Annotated in this window: 16 protein-coding genes; 4 read left to right on the top strand and 12 right to left on the bottom strand. The window is 69.9% G+C overall.

Features of this window, described 5'->3' with window-relative positions; genetic code table 11:
• Positions 1-199: 199 nt before the first annotated feature.
• Complete coding sequence (gene crtD / locus E4T13_RS26385) at positions 200-1,702, top strand: 1-hydroxycarotenoid 3,4-desaturase CrtD (protein ID WP_240791306.1); 1,503 nt, start codon at positions 200-202, stop codon at positions 1,700-1,702.
• Complete coding sequence (locus tag E4T13_RS26380; protein WP_240791305.1) at positions 1,699-2,634, top strand: carotenoid 1,2-hydratase; 936 nt, start codon at positions 1,699-1,701, stop codon at positions 2,632-2,634. Before crtD (E4T13_RS26385) ends, E4T13_RS26380 begins: the two co-directional genes overlap by 4 nt.
• On the opposite strand, the gene E4T13_RS26375 is transcribed toward E4T13_RS26380, so the two are convergent.
• Positions 2,576-3,775: an ATP-grasp domain-containing protein gene (locus E4T13_RS26375; protein ID WP_137181331.1), complete on the bottom strand. Its 1,200-nt coding sequence runs from the start codon at positions 3,773-3,775 to the stop codon at positions 2,576-2,578. The genes E4T13_RS26380 and E4T13_RS26375 overlap by 59 nt on opposite strands.
• Positions 3,772-5,193 (bottom strand): cytochrome P450, encoded by a 1,422-nt coding sequence (locus E4T13_RS26370; RefSeq protein ID WP_137181330.1) that lies wholly within the window; start codon positions 5,191-5,193, stop codon positions 3,772-3,774. The genes E4T13_RS26375 and E4T13_RS26370 overlap by 4 nt, the downstream gene beginning before the upstream one ends.
• Positions 5,194-5,307: 114 nt before the next feature.
• On the opposite strand from E4T13_RS26370, the gene E4T13_RS26365 reads away from it, so the two are divergent.
• Both E4T13_RS26365 and crtD (E4T13_RS26360) read left to right on the top strand, forming a co-directional pair.
• Positions 5,308-6,054: a hypothetical protein gene (locus E4T13_RS26365; RefSeq protein WP_206030315.1), complete on the top strand. Its 747-nt coding sequence runs from the start codon at positions 5,308-5,310 to the stop codon at positions 6,052-6,054.
• Positions 6,055-6,068: 14 nt separating this feature from the next.
• Positions 6,069-7,580: a 1-hydroxycarotenoid 3,4-desaturase CrtD gene (crtD, locus tag E4T13_RS26360; RefSeq protein ID WP_137181329.1), complete on the top strand. Its 1,512-nt coding sequence runs from the start codon at positions 6,069-6,071 to the stop codon at positions 7,578-7,580.
• A 3-nt stretch (positions 7,581-7,583) separates the two neighbouring features.
• Here crtD (E4T13_RS26360) and E4T13_RS26355 read toward each other — a convergent pair whose 3' ends face one another.
• From E4T13_RS26355 to E4T13_RS26310, 10 genes are all read right to left on the bottom strand, one after another.
• Positions 7,584-9,092, bottom strand: a complete 1,509-nt coding sequence (locus E4T13_RS26355) for a phytoene desaturase (protein ID WP_137181328.1) — start codon at positions 9,090-9,092, stop codon at positions 7,584-7,586.
• Between the two features lie 13 nt (positions 9,093-9,105).
• A complete protein-coding gene (locus E4T13_RS26350; protein ID WP_137181327.1) occupies positions 9,106-9,543 on the bottom strand; it encodes a YqaA family protein in 438 nt (145 codons plus the stop codon).
• A gap of 80 nt (positions 9,544-9,623) precedes the next feature.
• Complete coding sequence (gene pufC, locus E4T13_RS26345; RefSeq protein WP_137181326.1) at positions 9,624-10,763, bottom strand: photosynthetic reaction center cytochrome PufC; 1,140 nt, start codon at positions 10,761-10,763, stop codon at positions 9,624-9,626.
• On the bottom strand, positions 10,760-11,749 hold the full coding sequence (pufM, locus tag E4T13_RS26340) for a photosynthetic reaction center subunit M (RefSeq protein WP_137181325.1): 990 nt from the start codon (positions 11,747-11,749) through the stop codon (positions 10,760-10,762). The genes pufC and pufM overlap by 4 nt, the downstream gene beginning before the upstream one ends.
• A gap of 13 nt (positions 11,750-11,762) precedes the next feature.
• Positions 11,763-12,596 carry a photosynthetic reaction center subunit L gene (gene pufL, locus E4T13_RS26335; protein WP_137181324.1) on the bottom strand — a complete coding sequence of 278 codons (834 nt, stop codon included), beginning with the start codon at positions 12,594-12,596 and terminating at the stop codon, positions 11,763-11,765.
• A gap of 167 nt (positions 12,597-12,763) precedes the next feature.
• Positions 12,764-12,943 (bottom strand): light-harvesting antenna LH1, alpha subunit, encoded by a 180-nt coding sequence (pufA, locus tag E4T13_RS26330; RefSeq protein ID WP_109869663.1) that lies wholly within the window; start codon positions 12,941-12,943, stop codon positions 12,764-12,766.
• A gap of 24 nt (positions 12,944-12,967) precedes the next feature.
• Positions 12,968-13,147: a hypothetical protein gene (locus tag E4T13_RS26325; RefSeq protein ID WP_137181323.1), complete on the bottom strand. Its 180-nt coding sequence runs from the start codon at positions 13,145-13,147 to the stop codon at positions 12,968-12,970.
• Positions 13,148-13,302: 155 nt separating this feature from the next.
• Positions 13,303-14,739 (bottom strand): chlorophyllide a reductase subunit Z, encoded by a 1,437-nt coding sequence (gene bchZ / locus E4T13_RS26320; RefSeq protein WP_137181322.1) that lies wholly within the window; start codon positions 14,737-14,739, stop codon positions 13,303-13,305.
• Between the two features lie 2 nt (positions 14,740-14,741).
• On the bottom strand, positions 14,742-16,262 hold the full coding sequence (bchY, locus tag E4T13_RS26315) for a chlorophyllide a reductase subunit Y (protein ID WP_137181321.1): 1,521 nt from the start codon (positions 16,260-16,262) through the stop codon (positions 14,742-14,744).
• Positions 16,262-17,233 (bottom strand): chlorophyllide a reductase iron protein subunit X, encoded by a 972-nt coding sequence (locus E4T13_RS26310; RefSeq protein ID WP_137181931.1) that lies wholly within the window; start codon positions 17,231-17,233, stop codon positions 16,262-16,264. Before E4T13_RS26310 ends, bchY begins: the two co-directional genes overlap by 1 nt.
• Positions 17,234-17,263: the final 30 nt, after the last annotated feature.

Raw genomic sequence — 17,263 nt, 5'->3', positions numbered from 1 at the left:
CGCGAGCGCAAGCTGAAAGGCAGGCGGCGGCGTGACGTGACATGAGGCGTCCATCTCCGCTGGGAGGGCGATGAAGAACGGGTCTGTGGCTGTCGTCGGAGCCGCAAATTTAGACACGGACCCTGTCCAGAACAAGTGGGTGGTCAGCACTTTGCTTAACATGACATAGTGTCAAGCGATCTTGACACATGCGCGTGATTTGTCTTTCCCTGGCCGCATGATGGGGCGCAGCCAGCGCGTGATCGTGGTCGGCGCCGGCATCGGCGGCCTCGTCGCCGCAGCGCTGCTGGCAGCACGCGGCCGGGAGGTCCTCGTGCTCGACCGGGCCGCCGCCCCCGGCGGGAAGATACGGGAGGTCGAGGCGAGCAGCACAAGGATCGGCGCCGGCCCCGCGATGCTCACCTTGCGCCATGTCTTCGAGGAGATCTTCGAGGCGGCCGGCGACAGCCTCGAAGCAAGGCTGTCGCTGCGCGCCGAGCCACTGCTTGGGCGGCATGCCTGGGCCGACGGAAGGCAACTCGACCTGCCAGCGGAGGCCGAGGCGGCCGCTGCGGCGATCGGCGACTTCGCCGGCGCGCCTGCATCGCGCGGCTACCGCACATTCCGCGAGCGGGCGAAGCGCATCCATGACGCGCTGGAACAGCCCTTCCTGCGGGCGCAGCGCCCGGGGGCGCTGGCGCTGGCGGCGCAGGCAGGGCTGCGGGGCCTGCTCGGCGCCTCCCCCTTCGCGTCGCTCTGGGATGCGCTCGGCGAGCATTTCCCCGATCCGCGGCTGCGCCAGGTCTTCGCCCGCGTGGCAAGCTATGTCGGCTCCTCCCCGTTGCAGGCGCCGGCGACCCTGATGCTGGTGGCGCATGTGGAAATGCAGGGGCTCTGGTCGGTGGAAGGCGGCATGCAGCGGCTGCCGGAAGCACTGGCCGCCGTCGCCGCCGCGCGTGGCGCGACCTTCCGCTACGCGGCAGAGGTGCGGGAGATCCTGGTGGCGGGCGGCCGCGCGCAGGGCGTGCGGCTTGCGGATGGAGAGACGCTGGACGCCGCCGCCGTCGTGCTGAACGCGGACGCCGCCGCCCTGGGCGCCGGGCGGTTCGGCGCGGCCGCCGCCGGCGCAGTGGAGCGCCTGGCGCCGGAGCGGCGCTCCTTCTCCGCGGTCACATGGGCGCTGCGGGCGCAGGCCGAGGGTCTGCCCTTGGCGATGCAGGCCGTGGCGCATGCCGACGATCCCACCGCCGAGTATGCCGAGATCGGTTACCGCGCCAGGCTGCCGACCACGCCGACGGTGACGCTCTGGGCGCTGGACCGCGGCGGCGGGGCCGCGCCGCCCGCGGGACCGGAACGGCTGCTGGCGATGATCAGCGCCCCCGCACGCGCGGAGTCGCGGCCGATCCCGCCCGAAGCGATCGCGCGGTGTGGCGAAACGGCGTTCGAGCGCCTGCGCCGCGCCGGCTTCGCGCTGGATGGCCGGCCGGAGGACGCCGCGGTGACCACGCCGGCCGGATTCGAGCGGCTGTTCCCTGGCAGCGGCGGCGCGCTGTACGGACCGGCGGTGCATGGCTGGCAGGCCGCGTTCAGCCGCCCCGGCGCGCGCACGAAGCTCCCGGGGCTGTACCTGGCGGGCGGCAGCACGCATCCCGGCGCAGGGGTGGCGATGGCCGCGATCTCCGGCCGACTGGCCGCGGCGCGGGTGGTGGAGGAACGTGCTTGAGAGACTGGGCCTTCGACCGGCCGGTGCCGCGGCGCGGCTATTGCTGGTGGTACCTCGATGCGCTGTCCGACGACGGGAAGCACGGCATCACGATCATCGCCTTCATCGGCACGGTGTTCTCGCCCTGGTATGCGCTGGCGCGGATGGCCGAGGGCGGCACGGGCGGCGATCCGCACGACCATTGCTGCCTGAACGTCGTGCTGTACGGCACGCCCGCCCGATGGGCGATGACGGACCGCCGGCGGCATGCGCTGCGGCGCGACGCCAACACGCTGACGATCGGGCCGAGCGGGCTCACATGGGACGGCACGACGCTGACCGTGCGCATCGAGGAAGTGACGGCGCCGATCCCCTCGCGCCTGCGCGGCGTGGTGCGGCTGCATCCGACGGCGCTGTCCACGCGGCGGCTGACGCTCGATTCGGATGGGCGGCACGAATGGCAGCCCATCGCGCCGCGCTCCCGCGTGGAGGTCGAACTGGAAAGCCCGGCGCTGCGCTGGTCGGGCGCGGCCTATTTCGACACCAATGCCGGCGCCGCGCCGCTCGAGCAGGATTTCCGCGAGTGGGACTGGTGTCGGGCGGCGCTGCCGGATGCGACGGCGATTCTCTACAACACGCAGCGCCGCGACGGCACCACCCAGTCTCTCGCGCTGAAGGCCACGGATGACGGCGCGCTGACCGATTTCCCGCCGCCCCCAGAAGCGGAACTGCCGCGCACGCTGTGGCGGCTCCGCCGGCCGACGCGGGCGGAGGGCCCCGTACGCGTGACGCGTACGCTGACCGATGCGCCGTTCTACTCGCGCTCGGAGATCCACACGCGGCTGCTGGGGCAGGACGCGCCCGGCGTGCATGAGAGCCTGTCGCTGGATCGCTTCAGGTCGCCGCTGATGTACGCGATGCTGCCCTTTCGGGTGCCGCGGCCGCTGCGGTAGGCGCGGCGCGCACCTCGCCCTCGAACCAGCCGACGTCCTGGGTCGCGACCTCCCCGAAGGGAACGCGCTGGCGCGCGGCGTCGCGCATGATCGGCCAGGCGGTCCAGGGCATGGTCAGCAGTGGCGCCATGTCGCGCGCCGCCCAGGTGACGTCGCGCGTGCTGAACAGGTTGCGCAGGTGGCGGCCGAAGGCGGGATCGCGGCGGAACAGCGCCAGCTGCGTCTCGGTCAGGCAGGACCAGAATTGCTGCAGGCGCGTGGCCTCGCGGTGGCGCACCGTGTCCCGCGCGCCGAGGATGGCAGCGGCGATGTCCTCGGTCTCGAAGAAGTGCAGGCCGCTGGTGGTGCGCGGGTTGCACTCGATGCCGTGGATGCGGCCCTCGGCGTCCTCGCGCATGTCGAAGGCGATGAAGCCGGACCAGCCCAGTCTTTCGACCAGTTGGGCGATCCAGGCCTCGGCCTCCGCGTGCTCCACCCGTTCGAAGGCGCAGGCGACGGAGCCGGCGAACTGCACGCCGCGATAGATCACCGTGCCGAGCACGCTGCCCTGCCGCGCCAGCGTGCAGGAGCTGAACTCCGCACCGGGCAGGAAGCGCTGCACCACGGCGGGCGCGCCGGGCTCAGGCGCGGGCAGCGACTCGCCCTCGGCCAGCACCCGCACCCCGCGGCCGGCGGCGGAGTGGACGGGCTTCACCACGACGCGGCCGGCACGCGCCAGCGCTGCCGCGTCCTCGCTGCCGAGCGGATGCGTCTCCGGCACCGCGACGCCTGCCTCCCGCGCAACCTCCGTGAAGCGGCCCTTGTGGTGCAGCGCGAGCATCGTGCCGGGCGGCATGGCGAACACCGGCACCTCCGGCAGGAATCGCGGCAGGAAGGCGACATGCAGCGCCTCCTCCGAGACCGGCACGACGAGGTCGGCGCCGTGGGCGCGCGCGACCTCCGCCAGCCGCTGGAGGTAGAGGCGCTTGCCCTCCGCCGGCGCGGGCAGGGGGACGCTGCGGGTGACGCTGTTGGACGCGCCGCAGAGATGGCGCGCATGCGGCTCCGCCACCACCACGCGCCAGCCGGCCAGGGCGAAGCTGCGGCAGATGTCGAGGCCTTTCGGCAGGCGTCCGAGGGTGACGAGGACGGTGCCGGTCACGCCATCCTCACGCGGCACATGACCTGCTCCACGGGTCGCGTGGTGAGGCGCGCGGCGGGGCGGATGCGGTCGGGCGCGTCCAGCGTCCAGTCGTAGCGGCGGAACAGCCGCGCGATCAGCAGCGTCGCCTCGATCGTGGCGAAGGCGGCGCCGGCACAGATGCGTGGCCCGATGCCGAAGGGGATATAGGCGCCGGAGGTGATCTGATCCTCGCGTTCCGGCAGGAAGCGGTCGGGATCGAAGCGGTTCGGGTCCTTCCAGTAAAGCCGATGGCGATGCAGCACCCAGGGCGCCACCATCACCAGCGCGCCCCTCTTCAGGCGATAGCCGTTCAGCGAGGTCGCCGCGTTCGCGACGCGCGGCAGGAAGGTGATCGGCGGATAGAGCCGCAACGTCTCCCGGAAGATGTTGCGCGTCAGCGTCAGGCGCTTGATGTGGTGGAATTCGATCGGGCCGCCGGCTGTCACTTCCTCCACCTCCGCGCGCAGGCGCGCGACAAGCGCGGGTTGCGAGGCGAGGATCGCGAAGGCCCAGGTGAGCGCGCTGGCGGATGTCTCGTGCCCCGCCAGGAACAGCACGCCGAGCTGGTCGATCAGTTCCTCGCGGTCGAAGGCCTTGGCGCCGAGGTCGTCGCGCGCCTCGATCACCTGCTGCGCGATGTCGTCGAAGCTGGCGCCGGCATCGAGATGCGTGTCCAGCAATTCGCCGATGCGCGCGCGGATCACGGCGCAGGCCTCCAGCACCGGCGCCTTCTGCGGCGCCTTGGTCCAGGCCTTGTCCCATATCAGCCGGCGGATCTCCACCTGGGCGACGCGGCGTTCGAATTCGGTGAAGGCGTCGAAGACGTCATGCGCGGTCTTTGTGGCCAGCGTCGTGGTGAAGACGGTGCGGCAGATGATGTCGGCCGTCAGGTGGCTCATCGCCAGGTCGAGGCTGAAGGGCGTGCCCTGTTGCGCGTGGCCGTCGTATTCGGCCTCGGCCGATTCGCAGCCGGCTTCCATCGCGGGAAAGGCGCGGTTCACGCGCATCATGGACAACGCGGGATCGATCGCCTCGCGCTGCCTGCGCCACGTCGCCCCTGACGACACGAAGATACTGTCGCCGATCAGCGGCTCCAGCGCGTGCACCATCAGGTCGGATTTGGGGAAGATGCCCTCGGGGTCGGCCAGCACGTGGCGGACCATCGCCGGCTCGTTCACCACCACGATCGAGCGGCGCGAATAGCCGAGCGGACCGATCTTCATGTGGTACGCCTCGCGCGGCAGCAGCGAGAGCAGGTCGCCGTCGCCGCGCAGCATCGCGCGGAACAGCGACGGCACGGCGGGCCATGGCGGCGTGTAGGGCGGGACGAAGGGCGCCCAGCCCGCCGCGCCGGCGCGTCGCGCCGGTGCGTCCTCGATGATCGGCGCGTCGGTCATGCCGTCCTGCCCGGGTCGCCCTGTCATCAGCGACTTACAACGACGCCCATTCCGCTGCTTTACAGCCGAAAGTGTCAAGTGGCATTGTCACTTCGGCCCACAGGAGGTCTGCGAGTGGAGCTGTGGATCTTCCATACCCTGGTCATCGCCCACATCCTGTCGGGTGCGACGGGTGCCATCGCCTTCTGGGTGCCGGTGATCGGGCGCAAGGGCGGCGTGAACCATCGCCGCTGGGGGCAGGTGTTCACGCTCGCGCTGCTGTGCACCGGCGTCTTCGCCCTCGGCATGAGCCTGCTGTCGCTGGTTGACCCGATGGGAACGCATCCGCAGCTCGTCGGGCGCTTCGACGAGGTGTTCGTGCGCGGCTTCTTCGGCCATCTGATGCTCTGCGCCTCCACGCTGACGATCAACCTGACCTGGTACGGCTGGATGCTGGTGCGGCATCGCGGGCGGCAGGCGCTGAACCGCACACGCGCGATGTATGCCTGGCAGTGGATCGTCATCGCCACCTCGGCCAACTGCGCTTTCCAGGGCTGGCTGATGGGCGAGAAGCTGCTGATCGGCCTCGCCGTGGTCGGCCTCGCGACGGGCGCGACGAATCTGTGGTTCCTGGCGAAGGACAATCCGACGCGGGAGGACTGGCTGAAGGAGCATGTGAAGGCGCTCGTCGGCGCGGGCATCAGCGTCTACACCGCCTTCATGGCCTTCGGCTCCGTGCGGATCTTCCCCGAGCTCGCACTGCATCCGGTGATGTGGGCGATCCCCCTGAGCGTCGGGCTGGTCATCATCATCTGGCACCGGCTGGCGATCGATCGCGCGGCGCGGCTGCGTCGACGCGGCGAACTGGCGCAGGCGGCCTGAGCATGGATGGCGGCATGGGGCGCCGCCAGGACCGCGTGCTGGTGATCGGCGCCGGCATGGGCGGGCTGGCGGCGGCCGCCGACCTCGCGCGGCGCGGCGCCGCGGTGACCGTACTGGAACGCGCGGCGACACCGGGCGGCAAGATGCGCCAGGTGCAGGGCGTGGATGCCGGCCCCACCGTCTTCACCATGCGCTGGATCTTCGAGGGCCTGTTCGCCGATGCCGGGGAGCGTCTCGACGACGCCCTGTCGTTGGCGCCAGCGGAGATCCTGGCGCGGCACGCGTGGCGGCAGGGCGGCAGGCTCGACCTCTTCGCCGACGTGGACCGCTCGGCGGAGGCGATCGGCGACTTTGCGGGCGCCGCCGATGCGCAGGGCTATCGCGACTTCGTCGCGCGCAGCGCCGACATCCACCGCACGCTGCTGCGCAGCTTCATGGCCGCCGAGCGCCCTTCCCCGCTGGAGCTGGTGCGGCGTGTCGGCTGGGGGCGGCTGGACGCGCTGTGGCGCACCGCGCCCTGGCGCACGCTGTGGTCGGCGCTGGGCGATCACTTCCGCGATCCGCGGCTGAGGCAGCTTTTCGGGCGCTACGCCACCTACACCGGCTGCTCGCCCTTCCTGGCGCCGGCGACGCTGATGCTGATCGCGCATGTGGAGCAGGACGGGGTGTGGCTGGTGCAGGGCGGCATGGTGCGCGTGGCGCAGGCGCTGCAGGCGCTCGCCGAGCGGCAGGGTGCGCGATTCCGCTTCGGCGCGCATGTCGCGGAGATCCTCCTCCGCGACGGCCGCGCCTGCGGCGTGCGCCTTGCGGATGGCGAGGAGATCGCCGCCGACGCCATCGTGTTCAACGGCGATGTCGCGGCGCTGGCGCGCGGGATGCTCGGGCAGGCCGTCCGCCGCGCCGCGCCGGATACGCCGGATGCCGCGCGATCGCTGTCCGCCGTGACCTGGTGCGTGCACGCGCCGACGCGCGGCTTCCCGCTGCTGCACCACAACGTGTTCTTCGCCGAGGACTACGCCGGGGAGTTCGACGCCGTCTTCCGCCGGCGCGCGATCTGCGCCGCGCCGACGGTCTATCTCTGCGCGCAGGATCGTGGCTTCGGGGAGATCGGCGACGGTACGCCGGAGCGCATGCTGCTGCTGATCAACGCGCCGCCCGACGGCGACAGCCACGACTTCACGCCGGAGCTTCCGGCGCTGGCGGATCGCACGCTCGGCGTGCTGCGCGATTGCGGGCTGGAGCTCGACCTGGGCGAAGCCGTGCCGACCACGCCGACCGGCTTCGACGCGCTGTTCCCGGCGAGCGGCGGCGCGCTGTATGGGCGCGCGGGCCATGGCGCGACCGGCACCTTCGCGCGACCAGGCGCCGCCACGCGCCTGCCGGGCCTCTACTGCGCCGGCGGCTCGGTGCATCCGGGTGCCGGCATCCCCATGGCGGCAATGTCGGGGCGGCTGGCGGCGGCGAGGGTGCTGGAGGATCTCGCCGGCGGCGCAGGGCGGGCGCTGCGCGTGGCGGCGCCCGCCTGATGCTCAGCGCCGGAAGGCGAGCGCCTCCGGCACCAGCTGGTCGAGCACCTTCGCCGAGCTGATCACGCCGGGCACACCCGCGCCGGGATGCGTGCCGGCGCCGACGAGGTAGAGGCCCTCCAGCTCCTCGCTGCGGTTGTGCGGGCGGAACCAGGCGCTCTGGAACAGCTGTGGCTCCAGCGAGAAGGCCGCGCCGTTCACCGACAGCAGGCGGTCGCGGAAATCCTGCGGCGTCAGCATGCGCGAGGTGACGATGGCGTCGCCCAGGCCGGGCATCACCGTCTCCTCAAGCCGCTTCTGGATCGCCGCGCGATAGGGCTCCGCACGCGTGCCCCAGTCCACCCCGCTGCCGAGATGCGGCACCGGCGAGAGAACGTAGAAGGCATCACAGCCCGGCGGCGCCAGGGAAGGGTCCGTCATGGTCGGACGGTGCAGATACAGGGAGAAATCCTCGGAGAGGTGCTTGCGGGTGAAGATGTCATGCAGCAGCCCTTCGTAGCGCGGGCCAAGCACCATGGTGTGGTGATAGACGTCGTCGAACTTCCGGTTCGTGCCGAAATACCAGACGAAGAGAGACATCGAGTAGCGCGCGCGGGCCACCTTGCGGTCCGTCCAGCGGCGCCGCTTGTGCTTCGCCAGCAGCTTCGAATAGGTCCAGCCGACATCGGCATTGGAGACGACGATGTCGGCCGCGACCCGCTCGCCATCCGCGAGCCGCACGCCTGTCGCGCGACCGTTCTCCGCCAGGATCTCCGCCACCTCCGCATTGCAGCGGATGCGGCCGCCGAGGTCGTCGATCAGGCCCGCGATGCCGTTGACCAGCGCGCCCATGCCGCCCATCGCGTAGTGCACGCCATGCATCCGCTCCAGATGCGCGATCAGGCAGTAATAGGCGGTGGTGGTCATCGGGTTTCCGCCGATCAGCAGCGGGTGGAAGCTGAAGGCGATGCGGAGCTTCGGGTTGCGGAAATAGTCGCCGACCTTGCCGAACACCGTGCGGTAGCCCTGCAGGCGGATCATGTCGGGCGCGGCGCGCAGGAGCGCACCGAAGCTGTGGAACGGCTTGTCCGCCAGCTCACCGAAGGCGACACGGTAGATCGCCTCGGAATCGCGCATGAAGCGCTCGAAGCCGGGCAGGTCCTCCGGCGCGATGCGCGCAACCTCGGCGCGCGTCGTCTCGGGATCGGCGGAGCACGCCATCACCGTGCCGTCGTCGAAGCGTATCCGGTAGAACGGGTCCATCGCGCGCAGCGTGACGTCGTCGCTCATCCGCCGGCCGCAGAGCTGCCACAACTCCTCCAGCAGGTATGGCGCGGTGATGATGGTGGGGCCCGCGTCGAAGCTGAAGCCGTCCTGGCGGAAGACATAGGCGCGTCCGCCGGGTGCATCCAGCTTCTCCAGCACCGTCACGCGCCAGCCGCGCGCGCCGAGCCGGACCGCTGCAGCCAGGCCACCGAAGCCGGAACCGATCACCACCGCATGCGGGCGCGGGTCGGTCATGGCGTCGAGCATGGCGGGCCTCCGTTCAGGTGAAGCCGATGGTGATCAGCGCAAGCGCCACGTAGCGTCCGGTCTTGGCGATGGCGACGAGGCACAGGAAACTCCAGAAGGGCTCGCGCAGCACGCCGGCGATGACGGTGAGCGGATCGCCCACGATCGGCGCCCAGCTCATCAGCAGCGACCAGCGGCCCCAGCGATGATACCAGCCTTCCGCCCGCGCCAGCTTGTCGCGCGGCACCGGGAACCATTTGCGGTCGCGGTAATGCTCCACCCATCGCCCTAGGAGCCAGTTGAGGCAGGAGCCGAGCGTGTTGCCGAGGCTCGCCACCGCCACCAGCGCCCAGGCCGGCTGCTCGCCCAGCAGGAGCAGCGCGACGAGGATCGGCTCCGACTGCATCGGCAGGATGGAAGCGGCGCCAAGGGCCGCGGCGAACAGGCCGAGATAGGTCGCGAGCGTCGTCATGGGCGGCGCCCGGATGTGCTGCGGCCGGCGAACCCCTGCAAGGGTGCGCCGGCCGTGCTGCGTTCATGCGGCGGGGCGCCCTAGTTGCGGGCGGCCTGCGTCGTGGGCACCGCCGCCGCCGTGCGCGGCGGTGCGCGGTTCACCATGTTCAGCTCCGGATAGTCGCGGAGCATGGGCGCGCCGAGCAACGGCTTGTTCACGCCCTGGTGGCAGGTGGCGCAGTTCACCTTCAGCGCGTCGCCATGCATCTCGCCGACGCGGCGCGTGCCGTTCTGGAACTGCTCGGGCCCCCAGGGATGCGCCGCGAAGGTCGGCGAGAGCGGCTGCAGGTAGTCGTTGTTCAAGGCACGGGCGAGGCGGATGCCGTGCCAGGCCGTCAGTCGCTGCGGCGGGCTCTGCGCCCAGCTGCCCATCGCACGCGTGTTGTGGCAGAAGGTGCAGTTCACGCCGAGGCTCTGCGACATCGACATCATCAGCGAGTAGGTCCACTCCGACACGCGGATGTTGTCGGGGTTCGTGCCCGGATGCCAGGTGGTGCTGAGGTTGCGGATGTCCTGGTCGCCCAGCAGGAAGGGCGTGAAGGGATCATAGGGCAGCGACGACAGGTTGGCCGCCGGCGCCACGCGATTCTGTCCGGTGGGACCGACCAGGCCCGACCGATTGTCGGTGAAGGTCGTCCAGACATTCGCCGGGACAGGCTGGCCGCGATGGCAGGTGTAGCAGGTGACGCCCGTCTCCGCGACGTGGCTGGTCCAGTCCGCGTTGATCGTGCGCGTCATCTGCAGCATGCGGCGCGTCACGACCTTTGTGTAGACCTCGTCGGAAGCGAGGTTCTCAGGGTTGTGGCAGTAGTTGCAGCCATTCCCCTCGTCCCGGATCGCCGCCGGCACCACCCACTCGGTCATCGCCTGCATCAGGCGCAGGAACTGGCCGTTGCTGAGTTCGCCCAGCACCTGCACGTTCTGATAGACGGCCGAGGCCTTGTCGGCGTCGTCCGTCGGCGGTTCCGCCGCCGGCTGCGCCTCCGGCACGACATTCCGCGCCGCCACCAGGCGGAAGGTGCGCGGGTTCTGCAGCTGCTCCATCGCAGTGCCGCGGTAGCCGTTCTGCGTGGACCGGATGGGCGGCCGCTCGAAGGTATCGATCACCAGATAGACGACCAGCAGGGCCGCGATGGCCAGCAGCGCCTGCGCGGTCCAGCTGAGCTTCAGCGGTTTCATCGCGTCACTCCCTGCGCCAGGGCCGGGTCGGCGACCGGCGCCCAGAGTTGCGGATATTCAGGGGCGAAGCCACGCTCGACAGCCCACAGGAACCAGTTGTCCACCACGGTGCCGGTCAGCAGGATGCCGATGCCGCCGGTCAGCGGGCACAGCACGGCGAACCACCAGGCCCAGCGATGGATGCTCTCGAAGCTCGCGTTGAATCCCATGCACCAGCGCCAGAAGAGCATGCCGCGCTCCGCCGCCGTGCCGCGATCCACGATCAGCTCGATCTCCCGTTCTCCGCCATAGCGGCCAAGCGCCAGGATCGTGGCGCCGTGCATCGCGAAGAGCAGCGTGGCGCCGTAAAGGAACACGATGCTGAGCGCGTGGAAGGGGTTGTAGAAGAGATTGCCGTAGCGCAGCGAGAACGCCGCGGTCCAGTCGAGGTGCGGGAAGATGCCGAAGGGCACGCCCTCGCTCCAGGCGCCCATGGCGAGCGGGCGGAAGAAGCCAAGCACCAGATACAGCCAGATCGCTGCCGCGAAGGCCCAGGCCACATGCGTGCCGAGGCCGAGCTGCCGTGCGCGGCGATAGGTTCGCGCCCACCACAGCAGGATGGAGATCGTCAGGAAGAAGCCCGCGACCAACCACCATCCGCCCTCGCGCATCGGCGGGAAGCGCAGGCCGTGCTGCTGCAGCGGCGGCTCCAGCGCCAGCCAGAAGAACTGGCGGAAGAACTGGATGATGTCCCACTGCACGGAGGCCAGCATGTTCAGGCCGATGATCACGAAAGCCAGCGTGCCGGTGAAGATCGAAAGCACGCCGAGCAGGCCGAGATAGATCGGCCCGACCTGCGCATCGCCCAGCAGGCCGAACAGGTGGACGAAGGTCGGCTTGCCTTCCCGTTCGGCATCGCCGCGCGGCAGCGGAATGCCCGGATAGGCCTCCGGCGGGCGCACCTGGATGCGCGTGAAGATGTTCTGGTAGACGACGACGGCGCTCATTGTGTCCCGTCCCCTAGTGGATGTTGCGCCAGATCGGCAGATTGAGCCACCAGCCCCACCATTCGGGCCAGCCACGGGTGTAGAAGGGCCCGCTGATCACGATGCACACCGCGCTCCAGAAGCCGGCGGACAGCGCGAGGAAGAGGCCGAGGCGATGGATGCCCAGCGTGCCGATCGAGTAGCCGATCAGGTCGCGGAAATAGACGTTCTCATGCTCGGCCGACTTCACGACGTCGCCCTTCGGCGGGTTCACCGCGGAGAGCACCAGGCCGCCATGCATCGCCAGCGCCAGCACCGTGGTGAAGAAGAAGGTGATGGCGATCATGTGCGCCGGGTTGTAGTGGAAATGCAGGTGCTGGTAGCCGACGTTCGACACCCAATCGAGGTGGCTCCAGATCCCGTACGGGAAGCCGTGGCCCCAGGCGCCCATCAGCAGGGGGCGGATCACGACGAGCGTGACATAGGCGAAGACCGCGACGCTGTAGGCGACGGGAATATGGTACCCCATGCCCAGCTTCCGGCTGATCTCCACCTGGCGCAGCGCCCAGGAGACGAAGGCCCCGATGGCGCAGAAGGTGATCCATTGCCACAGCCCGCCTTCGTACATCGGCGCGAGGCGCAAGCCATAGGCCAGGTCGGGCGGCGGGATGTTGATGAGCCAGGGATTGAAGGTGCCCTGCTTGGCCGCGCCCATGAAGATCAGCGCCGTGCCGATGAAGGTGAAGAAAGCGGTCGTGACCCCGAAGAACCCGACCCAGAAGGGCCCGATCCAGAAATCGAACAGGTCGCCGCCGACCAGGGTCCCCCCGCGGACCCGGTATTTGCGTTCGAAGGTCAGCATTGCCATGGACTGAGGCTCCCATCCTGGCCAGGCAGCAGCTTGCCCGACCCTTGCGTCGTCCCCGGCAGCGGGCGAGGCCCGCCGCACCGCGGCCTTTGCGCATCGTTATGCGCACCGGCCGCGGGATCGGTTGGTCTCCACCCGCTGCCGCGGATCGACATCGGCGACCGCCGCTACCTGATGACCGGCTGACCGGGCACGAAGGTCGGCGACGTCGCGCACCAGCCCCAGTGGTCGCAGTAGCGGGGCGAGCTCATGACGACGAAATGCAGGATCGTCGCCACGGCGATTACCGCGATCATCGCCAGGAACAGCGAGCGTCGCGGATCAACCACCATCCAGATCTTGTGCATGGACTGTCTCTCCTTCCCGTCCGACTAGAAGAAACGCCAGTCGGGCGGGACGATCTGGTTGCCGTAGACGAGCGGGCGCCACAGCCACACCAGGATGTGGGCACCCATGGATGCGAAGACGGAGAAGGCCCACCCCTGAATCAACAGGCGGTGGATCTCCCGCGCTTCGCCCTCAGTCAGGCCGGTTCGCGAACCTTCGGCCATGCCTCGAGCCTCCTATTGGCCTTTCGGCCGTTACCGCGCAGACCCCGCGCGGCCGGGTTGCCAGGCGGCGAACCGCCATGGCGGCCCCGCGCCCCGAGCCGGCGCGGCGGATGCCGGCCGGTTCGAAGCGCGGGAACTTGCTGGGGAACCGGGGCTCATCCCACGCTCTCCAAAAGCGTGCGTGCGACACGGTCCGCTGTGACGCGCTGCTCCCCAGCAGTGCGTGCTGCCTTCTCCACCTGCTCGCGCAGGCGTTTGGCCGCGGAGATGCGAAGCAGGAACGGCTCCGCCTCCACGCGTTCGTCAAGGAGGGACACCGCCTCCTCGTCCCATGTTTCCGCGGGGCGGACGGGTGTCGGCTCCACACGGTCGAGATCGGTGCCGAGCGGCAGGATGTGGAACAGCGCGTCGAACAGCGCGTTGCAGTATTCCTGCACGATGTAGGTGGCGCCGGCGTACCCCATGAAGGGCGTGCCGGTGGCGCGCCGGATGATCGCGCCGGGAAAGCTGGCCGGGATGTAGGTGGCGCGGCTGCGCAGCTCCGCCGCGTACATCCGCTCGTTGTAGCTGCCGAACAGCACCAGCGGCGGGCTCTTCTTCATCGCCTCGCGCACGGCCGTGTTGTCCGGCTTCTCGCCCGGCTTGCGCGCGAAGGCGAAGGCGCAGGGCACGCCCATCTCCTCGCCCAGGAAGCGTTGCAGGCCACGGGTGTAGGTCTCGGTCGCGACCACCGCGAAGGACGCGCTGGCAAAGAAGTCCTGCGTGACGCTGCGCCAGAGATCCCACAGCGGCTTGATCGTGGTGTGCTTCTCGCGCTCGATGAAGGGCTCGGGGTCGAGGCCCGTCAGCTCCCCCAGCTTGCGCAGGAAGTTGGTGGTGGCGAAGAGGCCCATCGGCGCACGCAGCCAGGGCCGGTCGAGCTCCTCGCAGAGCTTGCGGCCGAATTCGCGGTAGAGGCAGATGTTCACGTCCGCGTCGGGCAGCTTCGCGATGTCCTCGACATGGCTGCCGAGCGGGAAGACCAGGTTCACCGCGCAGCCGATGCCTTCCACCAAGCGCCGGATCTCCGCCAGGTCCGACGGCATGTTGAAGGTGCCGTAGATCGGGCCGATCAGGTTGACGCGCGGCTGCGGCCCGAGCTTCGGGTTGCGCGCGCGCACCTTGCGCCCGCGCGCGCCGAATTCGGTCCACAGCCACATGATGGCGCGGTCCGCGGCCTGCCACTGATCCTCGTCGATGGTGCGGCAGATGAAGCGCTGCAGGTTGCTGCCCTGCGGCGTGACGCCGCCGCCGATCATCTCCGCGATCGAGCCGGTGACGACCACTGCCGGCAGGTCCGGATCCTGCGTCGCCGCGGCGCGCTTCAGATTCGGCTCGGTGCCGTTCTGGCTGAGGCTGTCCTCGTCCAGGCCGGTGACGACGATCGGCAGTTCGTGCGGCGGCAGCGCATCGGTGTAGTGCAGCACGGCGGTGACAGGCAGGTTCTCGCAGCCCACCGGGCCGTCGATCACCACGCGCAGGCCGCGCACCGCCGAGAAGGCATAGATCGCCCCCCAGTAGCCGCCAGCGCGATCATGATCGAGGACGAGCATCGTCAGGTCCCAACCGCTTCTTCGGCCTTGAGCTTCGCAAGGCGCAGCTTGCGCTGGCGTTCGCGGAAGCCGGGCGGGTCCTGCGGCCTGTCCTTGAAGCCGTAGCCCGCGCCATCCGGCGTGCCGACGCCCTCGAAGAACGACACCATGCGCGCGAAGCGCTCGCGCCCGGCGGTCTGCGCCGCGACGATGCCCGCCATGGATCCGGCGCCGGCCGGACCGAAGAGCGGCCGCGCACTGACCATGTTGGTGAAATAGAGCGCCGGGATGCCGTGCTCCTTCGCCTTCTGCACCAGCGGCGTGGTGCCGAGAGCGAGATCGGGCTTCGCATCGAGCATCGCGTACATGTCCTGCTCGAGACTGGCGCGGTACTGCACATGCGTGCCGCGCGCTTCCAGCCATTCGCGATCGGCGTCCGACCATTCCGTGCGCGGGCAGGCCGTGCCGACATAGGGCACGTCCGCACCGGCCTCGCTGAGCAGACGCGCGACGAGCAGCTCGGACCCTTCGTAGCCGGAGACGGTGATTCGCGCCCTGATCGGTGCTGCGGCCATCGCGGCCTTGATCGCGGGCAGCATGCGTGCCTTCGCGGCGTCGAGCATCGCGGCCGGCACATCCGCGGCCTTCGCGATGCCCTCCATCCAGGAGGCGGTGCCCTCCACGCCGACCGGGCCGGAGCCCACGACCGGCCGGCCTGCGGCGCGGAACTCCCGCACCGAGGCCGTGTAGAAGGGATGCACGGCCGCAACCGCGACAGAGTCCAGCGCCGCATAGAGATCGCGCCATTCCCGCGCCGGTGTCTGCGGCGCCAGGCCCAGCCCCATCGGGGCCAGCAGCGCGCCGATTCCCATCGGATCGGCAGGGAAGAGCTCACCGATCAAAGCGATGGTCCGCTCGCCCGCCACCATCGCGCGCGGACGCGCGACCGGGCCGGCCTCGGCCTCGGTGCGTGCGTAGCGCAGCATGGCGCCGGCGAGCACGTCCTTTGCCTCCGCATGCGTCGGCACGCCGAAGCCCGGCACGTCGATCCCGATGACCCGCACGCCGTCGATCTGCTTCGGCAGCAGTTCCAGCGGCACACCGGAGGCGGTCGGAACACAGAGATTGATGACGACGACCGCGTCATACTCTTCCGGCTTCGCCGTCTCATGCACGGCGTCGCGGATGTCCTCGAACAGCTTCCCGGTGACGAGCGTCTCCGAATTGAAAGGCACGTAGCCCACGGTGCGGCGTGCGCCATAGAAGTGGCTGGTGAAGGTCAGGCCGTAGACGCAGCAGGCGCTGCCGGAGAGGATTGTGGCGACGCGGCGCATGCGCAGCCCGACGCGCAGGCTGCCGAAAGCGGGGCACATGCTCTGCGGCTGGTCATGCGGGCCGCGCGGATAATCCTTCGCAAGCTGGTCGAGCGCCGCGCTCTTGCCGGCCGCTCGCGCCGCCGCCTGCATCGTCGCGGCGCCGGCATGGCAGCCGAGATCGGCAGCGTCGGGCGCGGAAGGCGCGATGGCGGGCGGAAGCGTGTCCATCAGGCGCCCTCGTAGACCACTTCGAGCGAGGGCTTCTGCACGACCCCTGCCGCGCGCATGTCTTCCTGCGAGGCCGGCTGCAGCACGACGTCGCGGCCCACCACATCGCCCTTGAACAGGCCCAGCAACGCATCCTGCGTCAGGGGCGTCGGGCGCAGCGGCGGCGCATCGGCCACCTGAACGCCCAATGCCTCGAACAACGGCGCCCATTCGCCGCCGGGCCGGCCGACGATCTCGTAGTTCGCGCTCTTGCGGCGGATGTCCTCATGCGCGGGAATCGCGGCGAGCACCGGAATGCCGGCGGCCTCAGCGAAGGCCTGCGCTTCGCCGGTGCCGTCATCCTTGTTCACCACCAGGCCGGCGACGCCGACATTCCCGCCGAGCTTGCGGAAATACTCCACGGCCGAGCAGACGTTGTTGGCGACGTAGAGGCTCTGCAGATCGTTCGAGCCGACGATGATCACCTTCTGGCACATGTCGCGCGCGATCGGCAGGCCAAAGCCGCCGCACACGACATCGCCCAGGAAGTCCAGCAGGACGAAGTCGAAATCCCATTCGTGGAAGCCGAGCTTCTCCAGCAATTCGAATCCGTGGATGATGCCGCGGCCGCCGCAGCCGCGGCCGACCTCCGGCCCGCCGAGCTCCATGGCGAAGACGCCGTCGCGCTTGAAGCAGACATCGCCGATCACGACCTGCTCGCCGGCGGCCTTCTTGCGCGACGATGTCTCGATGATGGTGGGGCAGGCCTTGCCGCCGAACAGCAGGCTGGTCGTGTCGCTCTTCGGGTCGCAGCCGATCAGCAGCACGCGCTTGCCCTGCTGCGCCATCATGTAGCTGAGATTGGCCAGGGTGAAGGACTTGCCGATACCACCCTTGCCGTAGATGGCAATCACCTGCGTCTGCTTCTTCGCGGGCTCGGTGTGCACGGGGTCGGGTCCCTGCGCGGCTTCCTCGCGCAGCGATTCGACCATGGAAGCCTGCGGCGTACGGTTCGGCTGGAA

The organism is Roseomonas sp. AR75 (assembly GCF_005222815.1).
In the GTDB taxonomy this organism is placed as follows: domain Bacteria; phylum Pseudomonadota; class Alphaproteobacteria; order Acetobacterales; family Acetobacteraceae; genus Falsiroseomonas.
Note: the sequence above shows the minus strand (reverse complement) of the source record. Positions and strands in the feature narration are given on the sequence as shown.

Bases quoted from the DNA above. Each gene is read 5' to 3' on its own strand.
- E4T13_RS26370 (WP_137181330.1), bottom strand. From the start codon at position 5,193: ATGACCGACGCGCCGATCATCGAGGACGCACCGGCGCGACGCGCCGGC.
- crtD (WP_137181329.1), top strand. From the start codon at position 6,069: ATGGGGCGCCGCCAGGACCGCGTGCTGGTGATCGGCGCCGGCATGGGC.
- E4T13_RS26355 (WP_137181328.1), bottom strand. From the start codon at position 9,092: ATGCTCGACGCCATGACCGACCCGCGCCCGCATGCGGTGGTGATCGGT.
- E4T13_RS26350 (WP_137181327.1), bottom strand. From the start codon at position 9,543: ATGACGACGCTCGCGACCTATCTCGGCCTGTTCGCCGCGGCCCTTGGC.
- pufC (WP_137181326.1), bottom strand. From the start codon at position 10,763: ATGAAACCGCTGAAGCTCAGCTGGACCGCGCAGGCGCTGCTGGCCATC.
- pufM (WP_137181325.1), bottom strand. From the start codon at position 11,749: ATGAGCGCCGTCGTCGTCTACCAGAACATCTTCACGCGCATCCAGGTG.
- pufL (WP_137181324.1), bottom strand. From the start codon at position 12,596: ATGGCAATGCTGACCTTCGAACGCAAATACCGGGTCCGCGGGGGGACC.
- pufA (WP_109869663.1), bottom strand. From the start codon at position 12,943: ATGCACAAGATCTGGATGGTGGTTGATCCGCGACGCTCGCTGTTCCTG.
- E4T13_RS26325 (WP_137181323.1), bottom strand. From the start codon at position 13,147: ATGGCCGAAGGTTCGCGAACCGGCCTGACTGAGGGCGAAGCGCGGGAG.
- bchZ (WP_137181322.1), bottom strand. From the start codon at position 14,739: ATGCTCGTCCTCGATCATGATCGCGCTGGCGGCTACTGGGGGGCGATC.
- bchY (WP_137181321.1), bottom strand. From the start codon at position 16,262: ATGGACACGCTTCCGCCCGCCATCGCGCCTTCCGCGCCCGACGCTGCC.
- E4T13_RS26310 (WP_137181931.1), bottom strand. From the start codon at position 17,233: ATGGTCGAATCGCTGCGCGAGGAAGCCGCGCAGGGACCCGACCCCGTG.